At 69.2% G+C, this 20,401-nt stretch carries 19 protein-coding genes and 1 pseudogene; 9 read left to right on the top strand and 11 right to left on the bottom strand.

Annotation, left to right across the window (positions count from 1 at the left end; translation table 11 throughout):
* Positions 1-193: 193 nt before the first annotated feature.
* Entirely contained in the window at positions 194-364 is a 171-nt protein-coding gene (locus tag I6J71_RS44695; protein WP_204092378.1) for a hypothetical protein, read from the top strand.
* Between the two features lie 1,241 nt (positions 365-1,605).
* Positions 1,606-2,151 (top strand): DUF4287 domain-containing protein, encoded by a 546-nt coding sequence (locus I6J71_RS44690; RefSeq protein ID WP_204092377.1) that lies wholly within the window; start codon positions 1,606-1,608, stop codon positions 2,149-2,151.
* Here I6J71_RS44690 and I6J71_RS44685 read toward each other — a convergent pair whose 3' ends face one another.
* Positions 2,152-2,796, bottom strand: a complete 645-nt coding sequence (locus I6J71_RS44685; protein WP_204092376.1) for a GNAT family N-acetyltransferase — start codon at positions 2,794-2,796, stop codon at positions 2,152-2,154.
* A gap of 195 nt (positions 2,797-2,991) precedes the next feature.
* Between I6J71_RS44685 and I6J71_RS44680 the strand changes: the two genes are divergently transcribed.
* Together I6J71_RS44680 and I6J71_RS44675 are read left to right on the top strand one after the other, a co-directional pair.
* Positions 2,992-4,311: a PLP-dependent aminotransferase family protein gene (locus I6J71_RS44680; RefSeq protein WP_204092375.1), complete on the top strand. Its 1,320-nt coding sequence runs from the start codon at positions 2,992-2,994 to the stop codon at positions 4,309-4,311.
* 33 nt (positions 4,312-4,344) lie between these two features.
* Positions 4,345-5,295 carry a D-alanine--D-alanine ligase gene (locus I6J71_RS44675; protein WP_204092374.1) on the top strand — a complete coding sequence of 317 codons (951 nt, stop codon included), beginning with the start codon at positions 4,345-4,347 and terminating at the stop codon, positions 5,293-5,295.
* Here I6J71_RS44675 and I6J71_RS44670 read toward each other — a convergent pair whose 3' ends face one another.
* The 10 genes and pseudogenes from I6J71_RS44670 to rpmH all read right to left on the bottom strand — a co-directional run bounded on the left by I6J71_RS44670 (position 5,296) and on the right by rpmH (position 12,840).
* A complete protein-coding gene (locus tag I6J71_RS44670) occupies positions 5,296-5,736 on the bottom strand; it encodes a DinB family protein (protein ID WP_239154266.1) in 441 nt (146 codons plus the stop codon).
* A gap of 316 nt (positions 5,737-6,052) precedes the next feature.
* Positions 6,053-7,072 (bottom strand): ParB/RepB/Spo0J family partition protein, encoded by a 1,020-nt coding sequence (locus I6J71_RS44665; RefSeq protein WP_204092372.1) that lies wholly within the window; start codon positions 7,070-7,072, stop codon positions 6,053-6,055.
* Positions 7,069-7,995, bottom strand: coding sequence for a ParA family protein (locus tag I6J71_RS44660; RefSeq protein ID WP_204097567.1), 927 nt, complete (start codon positions 7,993-7,995; stop codon positions 7,069-7,071). The genes I6J71_RS44665 and I6J71_RS44660 overlap by 4 nt, the downstream gene beginning before the upstream one ends.
* 87 nt (positions 7,996-8,082) lie before the next feature.
* Entirely contained in the window at positions 8,083-8,763 is a 681-nt protein-coding gene (gene rsmG / locus I6J71_RS44655) for a 16S rRNA (guanine(527)-N(7))-methyltransferase RsmG (protein ID WP_204092371.1), read from the bottom strand.
* 584 nt (positions 8,764-9,347) lie between these two features.
* Positions 9,348-9,729: pseudogene (locus I6J71_RS44650) on the bottom strand (IS110 family transposase); the annotation flags it as partial.
* 426 nt (positions 9,730-10,155) lie between these two features.
* Positions 10,156-10,707 (bottom strand): R3H domain-containing nucleic acid-binding protein, encoded by a 552-nt coding sequence (locus I6J71_RS44645; protein WP_204092370.1) that lies wholly within the window; start codon positions 10,705-10,707, stop codon positions 10,156-10,158.
* A gap of 30 nt (positions 10,708-10,737) precedes the next feature.
* Positions 10,738-11,901, bottom strand: coding sequence for a membrane protein insertase YidC (yidC, locus tag I6J71_RS44640; RefSeq protein WP_204092369.1), 1,164 nt, complete (start codon positions 11,899-11,901; stop codon positions 10,738-10,740).
* A 4-nt stretch (positions 11,902-11,905) separates the two neighbouring features.
* Positions 11,906-12,238: a membrane protein insertion efficiency factor YidD gene (yidD, locus tag I6J71_RS44635; RefSeq protein WP_204092368.1), complete on the bottom strand. Its 333-nt coding sequence runs from the start codon at positions 12,236-12,238 to the stop codon at positions 11,906-11,908.
* Between the two features lie 5 nt (positions 12,239-12,243).
* Entirely contained in the window at positions 12,244-12,675 is a 432-nt protein-coding gene (gene rnpA / locus I6J71_RS44630) for a ribonuclease P protein component (RefSeq protein WP_204092367.1), read from the bottom strand.
* Between the two features lie 21 nt (positions 12,676-12,696).
* Entirely contained in the window at positions 12,697-12,840 is a 144-nt protein-coding gene (gene rpmH / locus I6J71_RS44625; RefSeq protein ID WP_098512414.1) for a 50S ribosomal protein L34, read from the bottom strand.
* 597 nt (positions 12,841-13,437) lie between these two features.
* Here rpmH and dnaA point away from each other — a divergent pair.
* From dnaA to I6J71_RS44600, 5 genes are all read left to right on the top strand, one after another.
* On the top strand, positions 13,438-15,114 hold the full coding sequence (gene dnaA / locus I6J71_RS44620) for a chromosomal replication initiator protein DnaA (protein WP_204092366.1): 1,677 nt from the start codon (positions 13,438-13,440) through the stop codon (positions 15,112-15,114).
* A 1,257-nt stretch (positions 15,115-16,371) separates the two neighbouring features.
* A complete protein-coding gene (gene dnaN / locus I6J71_RS44615; RefSeq protein ID WP_204092365.1) occupies positions 16,372-17,505 on the top strand; it encodes a DNA polymerase III subunit beta in 1,134 nt (377 codons plus the stop codon).
* 47 nt (positions 17,506-17,552) lie between these two features.
* Positions 17,553-18,443, top strand: a complete 891-nt coding sequence (gene gnd, locus I6J71_RS44610; RefSeq protein WP_204092364.1) for a phosphogluconate dehydrogenase (NAD(+)-dependent, decarboxylating) — start codon at positions 17,553-17,555, stop codon at positions 18,441-18,443.
* 12 nt (positions 18,444-18,455) lie between these two features.
* Positions 18,456-19,610 (top strand): DNA replication/repair protein RecF, encoded by a 1,155-nt coding sequence (recF, locus tag I6J71_RS44605; protein ID WP_204092363.1) that lies wholly within the window; start codon positions 18,456-18,458, stop codon positions 19,608-19,610.
* 121 nt (positions 19,611-19,731) lie between these two features.
* On the top strand, positions 19,732-20,352 hold the full coding sequence (locus I6J71_RS44600; RefSeq protein WP_370542057.1) for a DciA family protein: 621 nt from the start codon (positions 19,732-19,734) through the stop codon (positions 20,350-20,352).
* The last annotated feature ends 49 nt before the right edge of the window (positions 20,353-20,401 follow it).

Raw genomic sequence — 20,401 nt, 5'->3', positions numbered from 1 at the left:
CGAGTCGACGCGACGCGCCGGAGTCGACCGCCGCCCGATAAACCGGACTGGCCCGCCGCAAGCCGCACCGGCGCCACCAAGTCCGGCTGTCGGCCGACTTGGTGATGTGGTGCAAGCTGGCTCGGATCTCGGCTCGCTGCAACGCCGCCCTCGACGGGTCGGCGCGAGTCAGGCTGGAGTTCGCCGCCGCCCGGTGAACCGGACGTGCCACGCCGCAAGCCGCACCGTTACCGACGACCCCGACCAAGCCCGGCTGTCGGCCGACCTGGTGATGTGGTGCAAGCTGGCTCGGATCTCGGCTCGCCGCAACGCCGCCCTCGACGGGTCGGCGCGACTCGCGCTGGAGTCCACCGTCGCCCGGTGACCTCGACTGGCTTGCCGCGGGGGGTGCGGCGCCGACCACCGCGAGTCCCGGCTACCGTCGGAGCTGGTAATGGGTGTCGAGCTGGTTCGAACCCGGCTCGCCGCAACCTCGCCCTGGGCCGGTCGACGCGACTCGCGCTGGAGTTGACCGCCGCCGGGTGGGCTTGCCGCGAGGCGGTGCGGCCAACCACCCCAAGGCCGGCTGTCGTCCACCCCGCGTCGCGCCGGTGTTCCCGGCCAAGCGTTGGACCGCAGTTGGCCGCCAACGATGGGACTGTCGGTGCCGGCTAGCTCTGCTGAGGTTGACTGACGCAAGTCGGACCGGCGTTAGCCGGCCCTGGCCGACGCGAGTCGGACTCGGTGGCCGTGGCGAGTCGAGCTGGCGGTCGGCCATCTCGGACTGACATTGCCATCACCAGTCCGGCCGATGTTTCCCCATGAGTCGAACTGGACCACGCCGGGAGGCTGACCGGCGATGGCCACGAATCTGGTGCAGACCGTACCCCGGCAAATCGGTCCCAATTGCCATGATCGGCCCTCCGCGTTTCTCGCAGACTCCTGTCGTGACTCGTCAACGCCGGCTGAACCTCTCCAACCCGGTCGCTTCGGAATCAGCGCAGCAGCATCCCGCGGGACGTCGGAGGCGTCGCGCTCTTCCAGCCACCGCCACCGATCACGGTCCCACCGAGATCAGCACCGGCCCAGGTCCGCCGGCGACGGCGAGGCACCCGCACTTCACCACTGGTGGAGGCAGCACTCTCCGTCACAAATCGTCGCTCTGCGGGCAAGGCCATCGACTGGGGACAAAACACCGTTCACCAACCCGCCGCCTGTGCACAACTCCGCCCGGGGCCCCGCAACTCAAGCGCCCATCATCCACCCCAGTGGACTAGTCCACCGTCAAGCGGAAAACGGAGTCACGCCACCGCTTCTGACCCCACCGGTGGCGGCCACAACCCGTTGCGCCCTTGCCGCCCGCGGCACACCACACCTGGGGGCAGCCCCCACCCTCCACGGGGGGCGTCCCCAATACCAGTCTACCCATCCACAGGTTTTCCACGGCGCCTATCAGGGATCTGTGGATAACTCGGGGTTTCTTCCACAGTTGTGCACAGGTGGCGAAATCGGGTATTTCGGGCTGGGTAAAACCGTGGTACGAGGGCCTGGCGAAGATGTTTCGGCAGGCATGTCGAACAGGGCGGGGCGGCGGCGACGTTCGGGGTGAGACGACGGGAGGGGGCCATGGGCGCCAGGAAGTTGAGCTCGGACGACGCGGTGCGCACGGCGACCGGGCGCGGCTGGGACGAGTGGGGTGGGGTGCTCGACGCGTGGGGAGCGCGCAGGCGCAGCCACGGGGAGATCGCCGGCTGGCTGGTCGACGAGCACGGCGTCGGCAGCTGGTGGGCACAGACGGTGACGGTCGAGTACGAGCGGTCCCGCGGCATGCGGCCGCGTAACGGCGGCCGCGACGGGCTGTTCACGGTGAATGCGAGCCGGACGGTGAAGGTGCCCATCGAGGAGTTGTACCGCGCCGTCGTCGACGCGGAGGTCAGGCAGAAGTGGCTGGGCGACGACCAGCTGACGCCACGAACGACGCAGGCCAACCGTTCGGCACGCTTCGACTGGGGTGATGGCTCGATGCGGGTGAACGTCGGCTTCGTCGACAAAGGGACACGCGCGCAGGTCGCGCTGGCGCACGAGCGGATCGTCGACGAGCAGACCGCCACCGAGGTAAAGGCGTACTGGAAAGACCGCCTCGCCCAGCTCAAGAAGCTGCTGGAGAGCTGATCAAGCCCGCCCGAGACTCGGCTCCGCCGTCGTGATCGTCACCTGGCCGAGCAGACGTTCGAGAGCCGCCTCGACATCTTCCTTCCACGTGATCGCCGAGCGCAGCTCCAGCCGCAGCCGTGGCCACTTCGAGTGGTGGCGCACCGTCTTGAAGCCGACGCTCTGCAGGAACCCGGCCGGCAGCACGCACGTGTGCTGGCCCAGCGGGTCGGCCTCGTCGGGCTGCGCATCGCCGAAAGCTTCGATGGCGCGGACGCCTCGCTTGGTCAGGTCCTTCGCCGCGGCCTGCACGAGCATCCGGCCCAACCCGCCGCCGCGGAACTCCGGCAGCACCTGGAACGCGGTCAGCAGCACAGCGTCGGCGCTGGGCGGCGACGTCGGGAAAGCCAGGGCGCGCGGCACGGCGTTCGGCGGCGCGTACAGCACGAAACCGACCGGCAGCGTGTCGCTGTAGACGATGCGGCCGCAGGATCCCCACTCGAGCAGGACACTGGACACCCAGGCTTCCTTCTCGACCTCGGTGGAACCGAACTCCTCGGCTTGGGCCTTGAGGTGCGGCGCGAGCTCCCAGTACACGCAGCGGCGGCACCCCTTGGGCAGGTCCTCGAGGTTGTCGAGTGTGACGCCCACCACGCGACGTGACACCTGAGACCTCCCTGAAACCCCGCGCTCAACACTCACCACCGGCCCAGCCACCCGCAAGAGCGCAGGAAGGACCGGAAGAGCCATCCGCAGAATAGGCCGATGTGATGAGCGCCGGAAGAGCGGGGAGCGCGAAGAGGCCGCGGTTACACTCGTTGGATCTACCCCGCAGGTACCACCGAGCCCTCAGGTGTGTCGATGACCGAGAACCGCCCCGTCAAGCCGCAAGCCGGCCGCCACAATCTCGACCCGCACCTCGACCGGTACGCCGCGCGCACCGCCGGGATGACCGCTTCGGAGATCCGGGCGCTGTTCGCGGTGGCCAGCCGGCCCGAGGTCGTCTCGCTCGCGGGTGGGATGCCAAACCTCGCCGCGCTGCCGCTCGACACGCTGTCGGCGCAGGTGGCGGAGATCATCGCCGACGAGGGTCTCGTGGCGCTGCAGTACGGTTCCGCACACGGCATTCCGGTGCTGCGCGACCAGATCTGCGAGATCATGGCGCTCGAGGGCATCAAGGCGCACCCCGATGACGTCGTCGTGACCGTCGGCTCCCAGATGGGTCTTGACATGGTCACGCGGCTCTTCTGCGACCCGGGCGACATCGTGATCGCCGAAGGACCGTCGTACGTCGGGGCACTCGGCTCGTTCGCGGCGTACCAGGCGCAGGTCGTGCACGTGGCCATGGACGACCAAGGGCTCGTGCCCGAAGGGCTGCGCGAGGCGCTGCGGCAGGCCGAGAAAACGGGCCGGCGCGTCAAACTCCTTTACACCATCCCGAATTTCCACAATCCCGCCGGCGTCACGCTCGCCGTGGAGCGCCGTGCGGAGGTCGTGGAGATCTGCCGCGAGCACGACGTGCTGATCGTCGAGGACAACCCGTACGGACTGCTCGGCTTCGACGGCCAGACGTACCCGGCGCTGCGCTCGATCGACCCCGACAATGTGGTGTACCTCGGCTCGTTCTCCAAGACGTTCGCCTCCGGCCTACGCGTCGGCTGGGTCCTGGCGCCGCACGCCGTGCGCGAAAAGCTCGTGCTGGCAGCGGAATCTGCGACGCTGTGCCCGCCCACGTTCAACCAGATGATCGTCTCGCGCTACCTCGAGACGCACGATTGGAAGGGCCAGATCAAGAAGTTCCGCGAGAACTACCGGGAGCGCCGCGACGCGATGCTCTCGGCGCTCAACCAGTACCTGCCGCCGGGCTGCTCGTGGACGACGCCCGACGGCGGCTTCTACGTGTGGGTCACCGTGCCGGAAGGTGTTGACACCAAAGCGATGTTGCCGCGCGCGGTCACCGCTCGCGTGGCGTACGCGTCAGGCACCGGCTTCTACGCCGACGGCTACGGATCGCGCCAGATGCGCCTCTCCTACTGCTACCCGACGCCCGAGCGCATCCGCGAGGGCGTGCGCCGGCTGGCGGCGGTGCTGGAGTCCGAAATGGACCTCAGCCGGACCTTCGGTAGCGTGAAGGCGCGCACCATCTCGGGGCCGGAAACCCCGTCGCCGGACACGGTCTGACCGGTCCAACAGCAGAACTAAGGAGTTCCCTCGGTGGTCGACCGTACCGTTGCCGTGCTCGCAGGCGGGCTTTCCCACGAACGCGACGTCTCCCTCCGTTCGGGCCGCCGGCTTTCGGCCGCGTTGCGCGCCGAGGGGCTGACAGTGGAGGAGTGGGACACCGACGCGGGCCTGATCGAGCGCCTGCGCACGCAGCGGCCCGACGCGGTCGTCGTCGCGCTGCACGGCGGCGAGGGTGAGAACGGCTCGGTGCAGACGGTGCTGGAGATGCTGGACGTGCCGTTCGTCGGCACGAGCTCCCAGGGCTGCCGCCGCGCGTGGGACAAGCCGACCGCGAAGGCGTTCGTGCAGCAGGCCGGCTTCTCGACGCCCGACTGGATCGTCTTGCCGCACAGCACTTTCCGCGAGCTGGGCGCGCAGTCGGTGCTCGACGCGATGGTCGAGCGGCTCGGCCTGCCGCTGATCCTCAAGCCCGACCAGGGTGGCTCGGCGCTCGGCACGCAGGTCGTGCGTGAGGCGTCGGAGCTGCCCGCCGCGATGGTCGGCTGCTTCGCGTACGGCGACACCGTGCTCGCGGAGCGGTTCGTCGACGGCGTCGAGGTGGCCGTCACCGTCGTCGAAGGTGAGCACGGAGCGGAGGCACTGCCCGCCGTCGAAATCGTGCCGGAGAGCGGCGTGTACGACTACACCGCGCGCTACACCGCAGGTCTCACGGACTTCTTCACGCCTGCGCGGATCACTGAAGAAGCCGCGAAAGCGGTCGGCGAGCTGGCTGTCGCGGCGCATCGCTGGCTCGGCCTGCGGGACATCTCGCGCACTGACGCCGTGGTCACCCCCGACGGCACCGTGCACTTCCTCGAGGTGAACCTTTCGCCGGGCCTCACCGAGACGTCCACCGTGCCGATGGCCGTCGAGGCGGCGGGGAAGTCGCTCGGGTCGGTGTTCGCGGATCTCGTTTCGCGGGCTGTCGCGCGCGCCAGCTGATCACCGCGCACGGTAGAGGTCGCGCAGGACTGCGATCTCGGCTCCGTGGTGCAGCACTTCCTGGTTGACCCACCAGACGATCTCGAGGAACGGCTCCTCCGGATCGCTGCCGTGGGGATAGGTGCACAGCCCGATGGTGTCGAGGGCTGCGTCGTCGACTGTCACGAGGACCTTCCGCCACGCGGCTGCGTTCGATTCGAAGTCGGTGATCGCACTCGCGGCGTCGCCGAGCACCACGTAGTCGTCGCGGGTCAACGTGTGGCTGCCGGCTGTGTGGTCGGCTCTCAGAGCGAGCATTTCGCTCAGGTGCGACAGGCGCCAGGCGATCGTCGTGACGGGCGGCGGCCAGGGGTGCGGGTACGACGCGGCGTCGCGTCCCCAGTCGCCGCGGCCGGCGAGTGCCGTCGCTCGCGGTCCCGGGCCGTCCGCGCGGCGTCGCACTGACCAAGATCCCGGTGCCGGTTCCCAACGGAGCTCGTCGTCGGTCATGGGACGGACGGCGATCGGAGTGCCGTCGCCGGAGTCGACCGTCGGGCCGCGGAGGCGGTCGGCGAGGCGACCGCACGCGAAGTCGAATTGGCGAAGCAGCGGAGCCAGGCGCGGTGGGATCACGGAACGCTCCCAGGTAACGGATCGAATTCCGTCACCCTCCCAGATCCCGCCACCAGTTTTCGGGGCGGCCGCGGTGACCACCCAGAGTGTCGTATGCGGCAGCGGTGAGCAATCATCACCGTGACGAAACAGCCCTGGGTGATCCCTATTCGGTTTCCGCTGTCGGATTCGTCGGTTTTCCGTCCGAGTTCGCGTCGATGATCGAGACGATGCGTTCAAGGTCGTCGACCGAGCCGAACTCGAGGACGATGCGCCCCTTGCGGCGGCCGAGGTCCACCTTCACGCGGGTGTCGAAGCGGTCGGACAGGCGGTTGGCGAGCTCCTGCAGACCCGGCGCCTGGATCGGCTTTCGGGGAGCGGCCTTCGGCTTCGCCGGCTTTTCGCTCTTCTTCAGCGTGACGGCTTCTTCGGTGGCGCGCACCGACATGCCTTCCGCGACGATCCGAGCCGCCAGCTCTTCCTGGCTCTCTGGATCCTCGAGGGACAGCAGCGCTCGCGCGTGGCCGGCCGACAGCACGCCGGCGGCGACGCGGCGCTGCACGGGCAAGGGGAGCTTGAGAAGTCGGATCGTGTTGGTGATGACCGGGCGGCTGCGGCCGATGCGGGTGGCGAGCTCTTCATGCGTCACCGCGAACTCGTCGAGCAGCTGCTGGTACGCGGCCGCCTCTTCGAGGGGGTTCAGCTGAACGCGGTGAATGTTCTCGAGCAGTGCGTCGCGCAGCATGGACTCGTCGGCGGTCTGCCGGACGATCGCCGGGATGGCTTCGAGCTCCGCCTGCTGCGTCGCGCGCAGGCGCCGCTCGCCCATGACGAGCTCGTACTCGCCTTCGCTGAGCTCGCGGACGACGATCGGCTGCATGAGCCCGAACTCGCGGATCGAGTGCTCGAGTTCGGCGAGCGCTTCTTCGTCGAAGACCTGACGGGGCTGCTTCGGGTTCGGCTTGACGGCGCTGACCGGGATCTCCCGGTAGACCGCGCCGGCGACCTCGCCACCCGACGGCGTCGCCGCGCCGTTGGCCGCGAACCAGCCCTTCTCTTCACGCACCGAGTTGTCCGCGGGCGTGCTGCCTTCGACGGCGGAGGGCGCCGGGCCGGCCGTGGTGGCCGGCCCGGTGGGGATCAGGGCCGCGAGCCCCCGGCCCAGCCCTCCTCTGCGCTCAGTCATGCGGTGTTGCTCCTTCCATCGTTCGCACCACGTTCCGCGATCTCCTTCGCCGCGTCGAGATAGCTCATGGCACCGCGTGAACCCGGGTCGTAGGAGAGCACGGTCTGGCCGTAGCCGGGTGCCTCCGAGACCTTCACACTCCGCGGGATCACGGTCTTCAGGACAGTGTCGCCGAAGTGGTTCCGGACCTCGTGGGTGACCTGGTCGGCGAGCTTGGTGCGACCGTCGTACATCGTGAGCAGGATCGTGGACACGCGGAGCTCGCGGTTGAGGTGCTGCTGCACGAGCTCGATGTTGCTCAGCAGCTGCCCCAGACCTTCCAGCGCGTAGTACTCGCACTGGATCGGGATGAGCACTTCCTGCGCGGCCACCATCGCGTTGACGGTCAGAAGACCGAGCGACGGCGGGCAGTCGATGAAGACGTAGTCGACCCCGATCTGGTCGAGGATCTCCGACGAGAGCGCCTCCTTCAGCCGCGTCTCGCGGTTCGCCATGGAGACGAGTTCGATCTCGGCGCCGGCGAGGTCGATCGTCGCGGGCACGCAGTAGAGGTTCGGGGACTGCTCGCTGACGGCGGCCGCCTCGGCGAGTGACACCTCGCCGATGAGCACCTCATAGATCGACGGAGTACCGGAGCGGTGGTCGATGTCGAGCGCGGTGCTGGCGTTGCCCTGGGGGTCGAGGTCGATCACCAGAGTCTTCAGCCCGTGCACGGCGAGCGCCGCTGCGAGGTTGACGGCGCTCGTCGTCTTGCCGACGCCGCCCTTCTGGTTGGCGACCGTCAGCACGCGTCGGTGGGTGGGGCGGGGGAGCGTCCCTTCCTTTGGATGCAGGACGCTCGCGGCTCGGACGGCTTCTTCGGCGATCGGCGTCCAGCCCAAGTCGTGGCCGGTGCTCACAGGGTCGGACGGCGGGGGATTCACCGGTCTCGACACCTCCTCTTCTTAGACGACTCGTTGGCGTTCGAACCGCACTGTTTCACGTGGAACGTCGCGGCTGTACTCGTGCGCTTAACTCCGCCTGCCGCGAGGCCGGGACGGCTTCGGTGACAGGCGGCGGATCATCACGACCGTGCTGGGGACCTCGAGCACCGCTTTCCCGCACTCGGCGAGTTCTGGATCGGCACCGCCGGCCTTCCGCACGGCTTCGCGGTCCCGCTCGATTTCCTCTCCCGCGCTGGCCCCTTTGAGCGCTACCAAGCGCCCCTCGGGACGAACCAACGGAAGGCACCAGCCCGCGAGCCGAGCGAGAGGGGCGACCGCGCGAGCGGTGACGACGTCTGCGCCACCTAGCTGTTCGCGCACAGACCGCTCCTCCGCGCGTCCACGGACGATGGTGATCGGGAGTTCCAGCTTCTCAGCGACCTCAGCCAGCCAGTCGACCCGGCGGGCCATAGGTTCGAGGAGAACGATAGCGAGGTCCGGCCGGGCGATCGCCAGCGGTACTCCAGGAAGTCCGGCCCCCGAGCCGACGTCGACGACACGCGCCCCATCCGGAATCTGTTCCCCGATCACGGCCGAGTTCAGCACGTGCCGCTCCCACAGCCGCTCCACCTCTCGCGGCCCGATCAACCCACGCTCGACCCCGTGCGTCGCCAACAGATCGACGTACCCAGCAGCCCGGTCGACGCGGTCCCCGAACACTTCCACCGCCGCGGTCCGCACCGTGCCGGTGGCGCCGTCCAAGCCCACTGCATCCACTCCTCGGTCCGGCCGTTTCACGTGAAACGCGCTCGTCTGATTGTCCCCGATGCCGCGCGCAAATCGAGGCGACAGACCGCAACTGTGGACAACTCCACTCGGGGAGCCGAACGACTCGGGATGGTTTCACGTGGAACCGGGACCGCGCCGACCGGAAGCAGACCGACGCCGGGCGGCGCGCGAGTTTCACGTGAAACGCCACGCGTGTAATTCGCGCCGTGCCGTCGATCGCACCGAGAGTCTTTACCGCGCCGACGGGCAGCCGTCGACGCAACGGGCTCGTGCAGTGGTCCGGCTCGTCGACTCGGCGAGGTACGTCTTGGCGGCGGTGCTCGGTGTGGCCGGAGAAGCGTCCCCATGTGGTTGTCGACCCGCTCCGGCGGCGGGAGCTGGCTCAGGGTCGCGGTGGCCGGGCGGATTCGCGGCCTACTCACCGGCAGCAACCCCACCCTTGAACGGGCCGTCGGCCCGCGTCAGGTTACTGGAAACCCGCTCGCGCCGCGGCGGCCCCGCCGACATCGCCACGGTCGGCCGGCCATGCGGAGCCCGGCGTCCTTGGCGATTGCGGTGAGTTTGCGGTTGCTGAGCCGGGTGGCCTCACCGGCCAAGTCGTCCTCGAACCCGACCAGCACCGCCAGCTCGGCCGGGGCCTCGTCGCCGACGTCAAAGGGGCGCAGCGTGTGGGGAGGGAGCGAACGGGCGGCGGCGACGGGTGAGCGCGTCCCGGGTATCGGTCTTCGCGGGACCGGGGCAAAAACCGGCGATGCGGCACATCGTCAGTCCGAGCAGATACGCCACCTGGTGCCCGCTCGCGCGGGCGACCGCGGCCGGCAACGCCCCGATCGTGGCCGGCTGGTCCACCACGACCAGCAGCGGACCGTGCTGGGCCGGTTTGTCGCACAAGACCCGCAGCTCGGGTTCGGTGTTGGGCATCGGCCCGTCGTGCAGCCGCTGACCATCTGGGTCGAGACGACGGCGTGATAACGGAGGAGAAGCCGGCCGGCGTTCCTGTGGACGCTGTGCGAAGCGGTCCGGCGCCCGCGGTCCAACACGGCAGCAGCGACGGATTCGTCGCGAGCGGTACGTCCCAAGAGGCGCCGCGCGGTTCGGGAGAGCGGTGACGCCCCGGAGGGAGGTGAGATGTCGTGGATGAAGGTCGACCGCTGAAGCATGTCGTGGATGAAGGTCGACCGCTGAAGCATGTCGGGGCGAAGGTGGAACGCCGGCACACGCCGAACGAACGGCACCACCCGAACCCGATCACAGCACCAAGGCAGCCCCGTAGAACCCGGACACAAAAAGAAGCGGCCCACCGGAGACTCTCCGGTGGGCCGCTTCAGCTCAGTGCGATGTAGCGTCGTGGATCCGCAGATCCGAGGGTGCTCACCCCTCGGGGAAGATCACCACGCGGCGCTTCGGGTCTTCGCCCTCGCTCTCGCTCGTGACGCCCGACACGGTGGCGACCGCGTCGTGCACGACCTTGCGTTCGAAGGGGCTCATCGGCTGCAAGCGGACGCGCTCGCCGTTGGCCAGGACGGCCTCGGCGGTCGAGCGGCCGAGCTCGCGGAGCTCCTCGCGGCGGTCGGCGCGCCAGCCGGCGATGTCGAGCATCAGGCGGCTGCGCGAGCCGGTCTCCTGCTGGACCGCCAGGCGCGTCAGTTCCTGCAGGGCTTCGAGCACCGTGCCGCGCGGGCCGACGAGCTTCTCGAGGTCCTCGCCGCCGTCGATGCTGACGATGGCGCGGCCCGCTTCGACATCGAGGTCGATGTCGCCGTCGTAGTCGAGAAGGTCGAGCAGACGCTCGAGGTAGTCGCCGGCGATGTCGCCTTCGCGCACCAGGAGGTCGTCGTCGCCCTGCTTCTCTTCAGCGGGTGTGGCCGTGGCCGTGTCCGCGTCTTCCTGATCGGCTTCGATCGTGTCGACCGTCTCCGACATCATTCGTCTCCTCTCCGAACCGGTCCGGCGTCAGCGACGCTTCCGGCCCGACTTCCTGGTCGAGTCCTTGAGGAGGCCGGGAACCCCGGTCCCGTTCTCCTTCTTCGATCCGTTCTGCGCCGGCTCCTCGGCCGGCTTCGACGGGGTCGCCTTGGCGTCCGACGCGCCGGCGTCGGACGACTTCTTGCCCTGCACGCCGCCGGAGGAGGAAGACGTCTGCGCGAACCCGTGCGCCGAACCCGCCTTCGTCACCTTGCCCTGCTGCTGGCCGTTGCCGGACGGGTTGTTCTTTTTCTGCTGCACAGGTTTCTGGCCGACCTTCGGGGCGGTCGGCTTCTGCCCCGGCTTCGGCCCGAGCGAGGCGCGCTTCTCGGCGGCCTCTGCCTTGCGCGCCGCCTCTTCCTTGTCGATCCGCGTGTACACGAGCCGCTGCTGCATGAGCGTCCAGCCGTTGTTCGCCAGCCAGTAGAAGAGGAGGCCGAGCGGGAACAGGGCACCGAACACGAGCACACCGAGCGGGAAGATGTACATCGTCAGCTTGTTCATGATCGCGGTCTGCGGGGTGGCCGACGCGGCGTTCTGCCGGGCCACCGAGTGCCGCGCCGTGAGGTGCGTGGCGATCGACGCGATGATCATCAACGGCAGGGCGACGGGCAGCACGTTCCAGTGGAATCCCGGGGTCGCAATGTTGCCGCTGACCACACCGACGCCGTTGTAGACCGCCTCACCGAGGTTGACACCGAAGAGCTTCGCGCTGACGTACGACTGGACGTCGTGCTGGTTGAAGAAGTAGTTCTCGGTCTTCGGGCCACCGCCGGCCGGCGGGATGGTGAACGCTCGCAGCACGTGGTTCAGGCCGATGAACACCGGGATCTGGAGCACCATCGGAAGGCAGCTGCCGAGCGGGTTCACGCCGTGTTCGCGCTGGAGCTTCTGCATCTCCTGCGCCTGGCGCTGCCGGTCGTTCGCATACTTCTTCTGGAGCTTCTTCATCTCCGGCGCGAAGTCCTGCATCTTCTTCATCGACCGGACCTGGTTCACGAACGGCTTGAACATGATGCCGCGGATCGTGAACGTCAGGAAGATGATCGCGAGGACCCAGGAGATCGCGGAAGCTTCCCCGAAAGCGAACCCGAAGACCTTGTGCCAACACCACAAGATGAAGGACACGGGGTAGTAGATGAAATCGAGCACTGAGCTACTCCTCGATCGGTGTTTCAGGCATCTGGTGGCGCCACGAGAACTTCTCGGGTACCGGATCGCGGCCCGGCGGAGTCCACGGGCCGCAGCGCAGCAGCCGGCGCAGCGCGAGGTAGGAGCCGCGGCCGGCACCGTGCCGGGTCAGGGCTTCGACTGCGTACGCGCTGCAGCTCGGGTAGAAGCGGCAAGCCGGCGGCAAGAAGGGCGAGATCGCCTTGCGGTAGAACTTGATGGGGAGCAGCAGGACCCAGGCCACCGGGCCGGGGCGGCGTGGGGCCGGCTCCTCGGTGACTTCGGTGGCGCCGTGGGTGTGCTCGGGAGTGGCTGACATTGCCGTTACACCGCTGATCCGTGGTCGAGGGCCGCGTCCTGCTGACGCGGAGGCCGGGGAGCACCCTCCCCGGCGGTGCGGCGGGACGAGGTGAGTCCGAGCCGGCGCAACGCCGCGTCGAGATCGGCGCCGAGCTCCGCACTCGAAGCGGACGCCGCCGGAGGTAATGCCCGTACGACCAACGAGCTGCCCGGGGGCAGTGTTCCGAGCCTGTCCGAAACGAGATGACGCAACCGCCGGGTGACGCGGTGGCGCACCACCGAATTGCCGACGGCCTTGCTCACCACAAAACCCGCCCTGACCGCATCGGGTGCGGCCGCGGACGGGTCCGTGGTCAACGCGTGGACGACGAGGCGGCGCCTGCCTGCCCGGGAGCCCCGGCGGAGCACGACACGAAAGTCCTCACTCCGCCGTAGACGTGCGGCTGCGGGCAGCACGGCGCGCCTCGACGAGCCGGATCAGGCGGACAGCGCGGCGCGGCCCTTGCGACGACGGGCCGCCAAGATGGCCCGGCCCGCACGGGTCCGCATGCGCAGGCGGAAACCGTGGGTCCGCGCGCGGCGGCGGTTGTTCGGCTGGAAGGTGCGCTTACCCTTGCTCACTGCTTCTCCTGTGTCTCGGCCGTCGGGCGACGGTTTTCGGCCGTCTTCCGGCATGTCGTGCGGTCGCACGGCAGTCTCTGGTGTCTCCTACCAACGTGTGGCCTCGTCACGACGAGCGACGACATACGTGGGCACGCGAAACGCACCCGTCGCTTGCGGGAGACCTTACGAGGGTACGCGCCCCCTGTCGGGACCTGTGCACGGGCCCCTCCGCCACGCTGGGCGACCATCCCGCGACCTCGGCATCCCCACGCCGTGGCACCGAATGGCAACACGCCGTACACCGTGAAATGCTTGCGCACAACGGTGCCTTGTGGCAGCGAGCGAGGCTTGTTAGCGTGCCTCTCTCGGGTCACCGGTCGCGAGGTGAGCGGCGGGATCGCCACCGGGGGTGTGGAGGCGCCCAAGGCGAACGCCGAGCCCGCAGGTGGCGTGGCTGCGGGCAGCCGTACATTAGTGCACAGCTGTGGACAACTATGTGGATATTCGCTGTGCCCGCGCGCAGGTCGGTCCAAGATGACGTCCAGGGGAGAGCTTCACGGGCGTGCTTGGAGTGATTCCGCAGTTCACGCCGACGAGGGGAGGGGAGCAAGACAGGTGTCCGAGCACCAGCACAACTTGGGCGTCATCTGGGAGCAGGTGGTGCGGGAGCTGTCCGATGGCACGCTCTCCCCGCAGCAACGAGCCTGGATGCGCGTCACCCGGCCCATCGGCCTGCTCGACGGCACCGCTCTTCTCGCCGCTCCCAGTGATTTCGCGAAGGAAGCGATCGAACGCGCGCTGCGCGGCGCGATCACCGACGCCCTCTCGCGCCGCCTCGGCCGCGCCGTCTCGCTGGCCGTGAAGGTCGACAGCGCCGAGGCCGTCGCGCCCGCGCCCCGGTACGTGCCCTCACCCCCTCGGGTGGACCACGGCAGGCCCGAGAACGGGCACAGTGAAAACGGCCACGCGCCGCGCCCGGAGAACGGCCGGCCCGAGAACGGCGCTCTCCCGCCGGTGCCGCTACGGCCCGCGAACGACGGGGCCCAGATGCCGGCCGCCCGCGTCGCGCGGCCCGAGCCGCCGCAGCAGACGTTGCCGGTGCCTCAGTCGCCGGTGCTCGAGGAATCCGACGACACGGACGAAGAGGTCGACGAAGAGGGCGAAGCCCTCGCCGCGGTCCACGAGATCTGGCCCACGTTCTCGGGCCAGCCGATCGCCGGCCAGCCGTACACGGCGCCCGCGCAGCCGCAGACGTCGAAGACGAAGCTGAACGAGAAGTACACGTTCGACACCTTCGTGATCGGTGCGTCGAACCGGTTCGCGCACGCGGCCGCCGTCGCCGTGGCCGAAGCGCCGGCCCGCGCGTACAACCCGCTGTTCATCTGGGGTGAGTCCGGGCTCGGCAAGACGCACCTACTCCACGCCGTCGGCCACTACGCGCAGCGGCTGTTCCCCGGGATGCGCGTGCGGTACGTCTCGACCGAAGAGTTCACGAACGACTTCATCAACTCGCTGCGCGACGACCGCAAGGTCGCCTTCCAGCGGCGCTACCGCGACATCGACATCCTGCTCGTCGACGACATCCAGTTCCTGGAGGGCAAGGAAGGGACGCAGGAGGAGTTCTTCCACACCTTCAACACCCTCCACAACGCGAACAAGCAGATCGTCGTCAGCTCCGACCGGCCGCCCAAGCGCCTCGAAACGCTGGAGGACCGGCTGCGGACGCGGTTCGAATGGGGCCTGATCACCGACATCCAGCCCCCGGAGCTCGAAACGCGCATCGCCATCCTGCGCAAGAAGGCCGCGCAGGACCGGCTCGCGGTGCCGGGTGAAGTGCTGGAGTTCATCGCCTCGCGCGTGGAGGCGAACATCCGCGAGCTCGAGGGTGCGTTGATCCGCGTGACCGCGTTCGCGTCGCTGAACCAGCAGGCCGTGGACGTCGGGCTCGCCGAGATCGTGCTGCGCGACCTGATCCCCGACTCGCACGCCCCGGAGATCACCGCGCCGACGATCATGGGTGTCACGGCCGAGTTCTTCGACGTCACGCTCGACGACCTGTGCGGGCCCGGCAAGACGAAGGCGCTGGCGACCGCGCGGCAGATCGCGATGTACCTGTGCCGCGAGCTGACGGACATGTCGCTGCCGAAGATCGGCCAGACGTTCGGCGGCCGCGACCACACGACGGTGATGCACGCGGACAAGAAGATCCGCAAGGAGATGGCCGAGCGCCGGCGCATCTACGACCAGGTTCAGGAGCTCACGTCGCGGATCAAGCAGCGGGCTCGGCAGTAACGAGTACTGCACGAGGAGGGCGTCGCCGGTGGGCGGCGCCCTCCTTCTATATGGGGGACTGGCCGGCGCCGGCTTCGCTGAGAACGGTCGAGAGCCGGGAACCGGCGGCCCGGAGATCGCGCAGCGCCGCCTACGCGCACGAGGGGGCCGCTCACAGCAGCGAGGGCGGACGCCCGCATCCGGTCGCGCCGCAGCCGGCGCCACTCGTCCGGAGCGGCTCGGCGCTGCCGGAGCCGACCTGACGACGACACCGGTCCGGCAGCACCCGGAGCGGCCGCGGGTCCACAGCCACTCGGCAGCCGGCCCTCCACCGCGTCGCACGGCCGACGTCGAGGGCCGCCCGATCGCGTCCGGCGGTCTCCGGGTGCGGTCGATCCGTCACCCGGCGACCCCGCTTTTCCTTTACCACACAACATCTTCTCCCTCTCGACGGGTCCCGGGTGGACGAAGCACGCGTACACAAGCGACGCAGCGACGCGACAGGCGTGTGCCGTCGCCCACGTACGCACGCGTACGCGACGAACCCAAAACCTATTGATACACAAGGGGTTTTCCCCACCGTGTGCGCAGTTTGCCCACAGTGCCAACGAATCTCCGACCTGCAGCGATCCCGAAGCAGTCCACATCTTGCCCACACGGAATCCACAGGTTTTCCCCAGCTCTGTCCACGGTGAATCCACAAGTTGCCCACACTTGATCCACATCGGGATCCCGTCACTCGCCAGAGCGATTCGGACGCTCGCCGACGCCCACAGAGCCTGGGTACAACTCGCCCCACAGCTGGGGACAACCATGGGGACAAGTGGGCCCAGCTGTGGATGGATCGGGAACGGCTCGAATTCATCCACGGGCCGCCCGATCCATCCACCGATCCACCACCAGGGCTCTCCACACGGTCACACGACCGCCAACCTGCGCGAACGAGCTCTGTCCACACAACCCACAGCCCCTATTACTGCTACTGCCCTTAGATCTTTTGAAAGAGAGAACAGAACAAAAACAGGCGATGGACGAAGTTGGGGACAAGCCGGCGGGCCAGTCGTCATATCGACAAAGTCAAGTGGAGGCCGAGGTGACGGGACCCCCGGCGACGGCCTAACGTGGATGCCTGCACCTGGTCCGTTCCGTGCGCCGACTCCGGCGTGCGAGCACGAGCCAGACCGGCGGGGGACGTGGTGGACGGGGCAGCACCCGGGTACCGGCTCTTCCGTCGACCCTTCACGAGCCGAGGGGCTCGGCTGTCGAAAGGATGCGCGCATGAAGATCCGCGTCGAGCGCGACGGGCTCGCCGACGCCGTCGCCTGGGTGGCCAGGAGCCTCCCGTCCCGGCCGCCCGTGCCGGTGCTGGGCGGCGTGCTGCTCGACGCGGGCGCGGACGGTGAGTCCGATGCGCTCACGGTGTCCGGGTTCGACTACGAGGTGTCGGCCACGGTGGGCGTCCCCGCGACGATCGCCGACGGCGGGCGCCTGCTGGTCTCCGGCCGGCTCCTCGCCGACATCACCAAGGCGCTGCCCGCTCAGCCGGTCGAGATCTCGGTCGACGGCGCGCGCGCCACCATCACCTGCGGCAGTGCGCGCTTCTCCCTGCCGACCATGCCCGTCGAGGACTACCCGCAGCTGCCGAGCCAGCCCGCGTTCGCGGGTGAGCTCACCGGCGACGTCTTCGGCCAGGCCGTGACCCAGGTCGTCACCGCCGCCGGCAAGGACGACACGCTCCCGATGCTCACCGGCATGCGGCTGGAGATCTCGGGCGACACCCTCACGCTCGTGGCCACCGACCGCTTCCGCCTCGCCATGCGCGAGTTCACCTGGAAGCCCGCCGAGGGCCTGGCCGACGCCGCGGTGCTCGTGCCCGCGCGCACCCTCGCCGAAGCCGCGAAGACGCTCGGCGGCGCCGGCTCCACCGTGCAGCTCGCCCTCGCCAGCGGCGAAGGTCTGCTGGGCCTGTCCGGCAACGGCCGCTACACCACCACGCGGCTGCTCGACGCCGAGTTTCCGCCGTACCGCCAGCTGCTGCCGGCGAGCCACACGTCGCGCGCCGTGATCGAAGTGTCGGCGCTCGCCGAGTCGATCAAGCGCGTTTCCCTGGTCGCCGAGCGGGGTACGCAGGTGCGGCTGGAGTTCGCCGACGGTTCGCTGCGGCTTTCGGCCGGCGGCGACGACGAGGGCAGCGCCGAAGAAGAGCTGCAGGTCGAGTACGAGGGCGAGCCGGTGACGATCGCCTTCAACCCCGGTTACCTCGTCGACGGGCTCGGCGCGCTGCACAGCGACCGCGCGGAGCTCACGTTCACCACGCCGAACCGGCCGGCGCTGATCAAGCCCGCCGACGCCGAGGGCAACGTCGTCCCCGGTTATCTCTACCTGCTGATGCCGGTCCGCCTCCCGGGCTGACCGGCCCGTCACAACCGCGGATTTTCGTTACTACCTAAGGGGATCTCATGGTTCAGCTCGGTCTCGTCGGCCTGGGCAAGATGGGCTTCAACATGCGTGAACGGCTCCGCGCCGCCGGGCACGACGTGGTGGGGTACGACCGCAACCCGGACGTCAGCGACTCCGAGTCGCTCGCCGACCTCGTGTCCAAACTGGACGCGCCGCGCATCGTGTGGATCATGGTCCCCGCGGGTGACCCGACGCGCAAGACCGTGGTGGAGCTCAGCCAGTCGCTGTCCGAGGGCGACCTGGTGATCGACGGTGGCAACTCGAAGTTCACCGACGACAAGCTCAACGCCGACCTGCTCGCGGCCAAGGGCGTCGGCTACCTCGACTGCGGTGTGTCCGGCGGGATCTGGGGCAAGGACAACGGTTACGGCCTCATGGTGGGTGGCGCGGAGTCCGACGTCGCCCGCGCGATGCCGATCTTCGACGCCCTGCGTCCGGAGGGCCCGCGCGAGGAAGGCTTCTCGCACGCCGGCGAGGTCGGCGCGGGCCACTACGCGAAGATGATCCACAACGGCATCGAGTACGGCATCATGCAGGCCTACGCCGAGGGCTTCGAGCTGCTCGAGGCAGCGCACGTCGTGAAGAACGTGCCCGAGGTGATCAAGGGCTGGCAGCGCGGCACCGTCGTCCGCTCGTGGCTGCTCGACCTGCTGGTGCGCGCGCTCGAGGAGGACCCGGACCTCGACGACCTCGAGGGTTACGTCGAGGACTCCGGCGAGGGCCGGTGGACGCTGGAGGAAGCGGTGAACAACGCGGTGCCGGCGCCGGTGCTGTCGGCGGCGCTGTTCGCGCGGTTCTCCTCGCGGCAGAAGGACTCGGCCGCGATGCGCGCTGTCGCCGCGCTGCGCAACCAGTTCGGTGGCCACGCCGTGAAGAAGGCCGGGAGCTAGCCTCCCCCGCTCGTGTACCTGCGACATCTCCAGGTCACCGACTTCCGGTCCTGGCCACAAGCCGACCTGGCCCTCGAACCGGGCGCGACCGTGCTCGTCGGCCAGAACGGTCGGGGGAAGACGAACCTGCTCGAAGCGATCGGCTACGTCGCGACCCTGGGTTCCCACCGGGTCGCGACGGACGCCCCGCTGATCCGGCACGGCTGTGAGCGCGCGCTCGTCCGCGTCGCGGTGGTCAACGACGACCGCGAGCTGACGGTCGAGCTCGAGATCACCGCCGGCCGGGCCAACCGCGCCCGCGTGAACCGCGGCGCGGTCGGCAAGCCGCGTGACGTGCTCGGGATCCTGCGCACGGTGCTGTTCTCCCCGGAGGACCTGGCGCTCGTGCGCGGGGACCCGAGCGAGCGCCGCCGGTTCATGGACGAACTGCTCGTGCTGCGGGCCCCGCGGTACGCCGGCGTCCGCGCCGACTACGAGAAGGTGCTGAAGCAGCGCAACGCTCTGCTCAAGACCGCCGGCAAGCGCCGGACCGGCCGGGAGGATCCGTACGCGCTGTCCACACTCGACGTCTGGGACGACCACCTGTCCGTGGCGGGGGCCCAGCTGCTCGCGGCGCGGCTGAACCTGATCGCGGACCTCGGCCCGCACACGGCGGAGGCGTACCTGGGTGTCGCCCCGGACTCGCGGCCGGCGAAGATCGCGTACCGGTCGTCGCTCGGCGAAGCGCTGCCGCCGGGTTACGGGGTGGCCGGAGGAGAGCGCGCGGATCCGGAGGCGTTGCGCGAGCTGCTGCTCAAGGCGCTGGCCGACGTCCGGCGCAACGAGCTCGAACGCGGCATCAGCCTGGTCGGACCGCACCGGGACGAGCTGGAGCTGATCCTCGGCGAGGCGCCGGCCAAGGGCTACGCGAGCCACGGCGAGTCGTGGTCGTTCGCGCTGGCGCTGCGGCTCGGGAGTTACGAGCTCCTGCGTGGCGAAGCGGGCGAACCGGTCCTGCTGTTGGATGATGTGTTCGCCGAGCTCGACCGCAAGCGCCGGGCCCGGCTCGCGGAGGTCGCCGCGGGCGCCGAACAGGTGCTCATCACGGCGGCGGTGGAGGAGGACGTGCCGTCCGAGCTGGCCGGAACCCGGTTCGTGGTGGCGAACGGCGAGGTCACCCGTGCCTGAGTCCCCACCACCAAGATCAACCCGACCACTGCGGGTGACCGCGGTCACAGAAGTTACCCACCGATCTGGGGACAAACCTGTGGACAGTGTGGATAAACCCGGGAACGAGTTATCGCCGCGGGTGATGAAACGGCCTGATGAGGGCCTTGACATCACTCGCGCGGGCAATCACCCAGGTGGTGCGGCCCATTCCGGCACCGAGGGTGACGTGTCCACTGGGCCGAACGAGCAGACCTCTGGGCGGGACCTCGCGCACGCCGCGCTCGAAGCCGCCAAGGCGAAGGCCAAGGAACGCGGCGCACCACCCAATCTGCGCCGCGGCCGGATCACGGGCAGTGGGGGCCAGAACCCGCGCCGGCGCCGCTGGTCGGGGGCGGGTGCCGACGCGCGGGACCCGCAGCCGCTGGGTCGGCTCGTCTCGCGGCTGGTCGCCGACAGCGGCTGGCAGGACACCATGACCAACGCGCGCGTGTTCGGCCAGTGGGCCCGGCTCGTGGGTGAGGACGTGGCCGAGCACGCCCAGCCGGTGAGCCTCAAGGACGGCGAGCTCACCGTCCGCGCGAGCTCGACGGCGTGGGCCACACAGCTGCGGCTGCTGCAGGGGAAGCTGCTCGCGAAGATCGCCGCGGGGGTCGGCCACGGCGTCGTGAAGCGCATGCGGATCCAGGGTCCGACGGCGCCGAGCTGGCGGAAAGGTCCGCTCCACGTGCGGGGTCGCGGACCGCGTGACACGTACGGCTGACTCGGGTTGCGCGTGGCGGGTGAGTTCCCCGAGAACCGCTTGACAGCGG

The organism is Amycolatopsis sp. FDAARGOS 1241 (assembly GCF_016889705.1).
Lineage (GTDB): Bacteria > Actinomycetota > Actinomycetes > Mycobacteriales > Pseudonocardiaceae > Amycolatopsis.
Note: the sequence above shows the minus strand (reverse complement) of the source record. Positions and strands in the feature narration are given on the sequence as shown.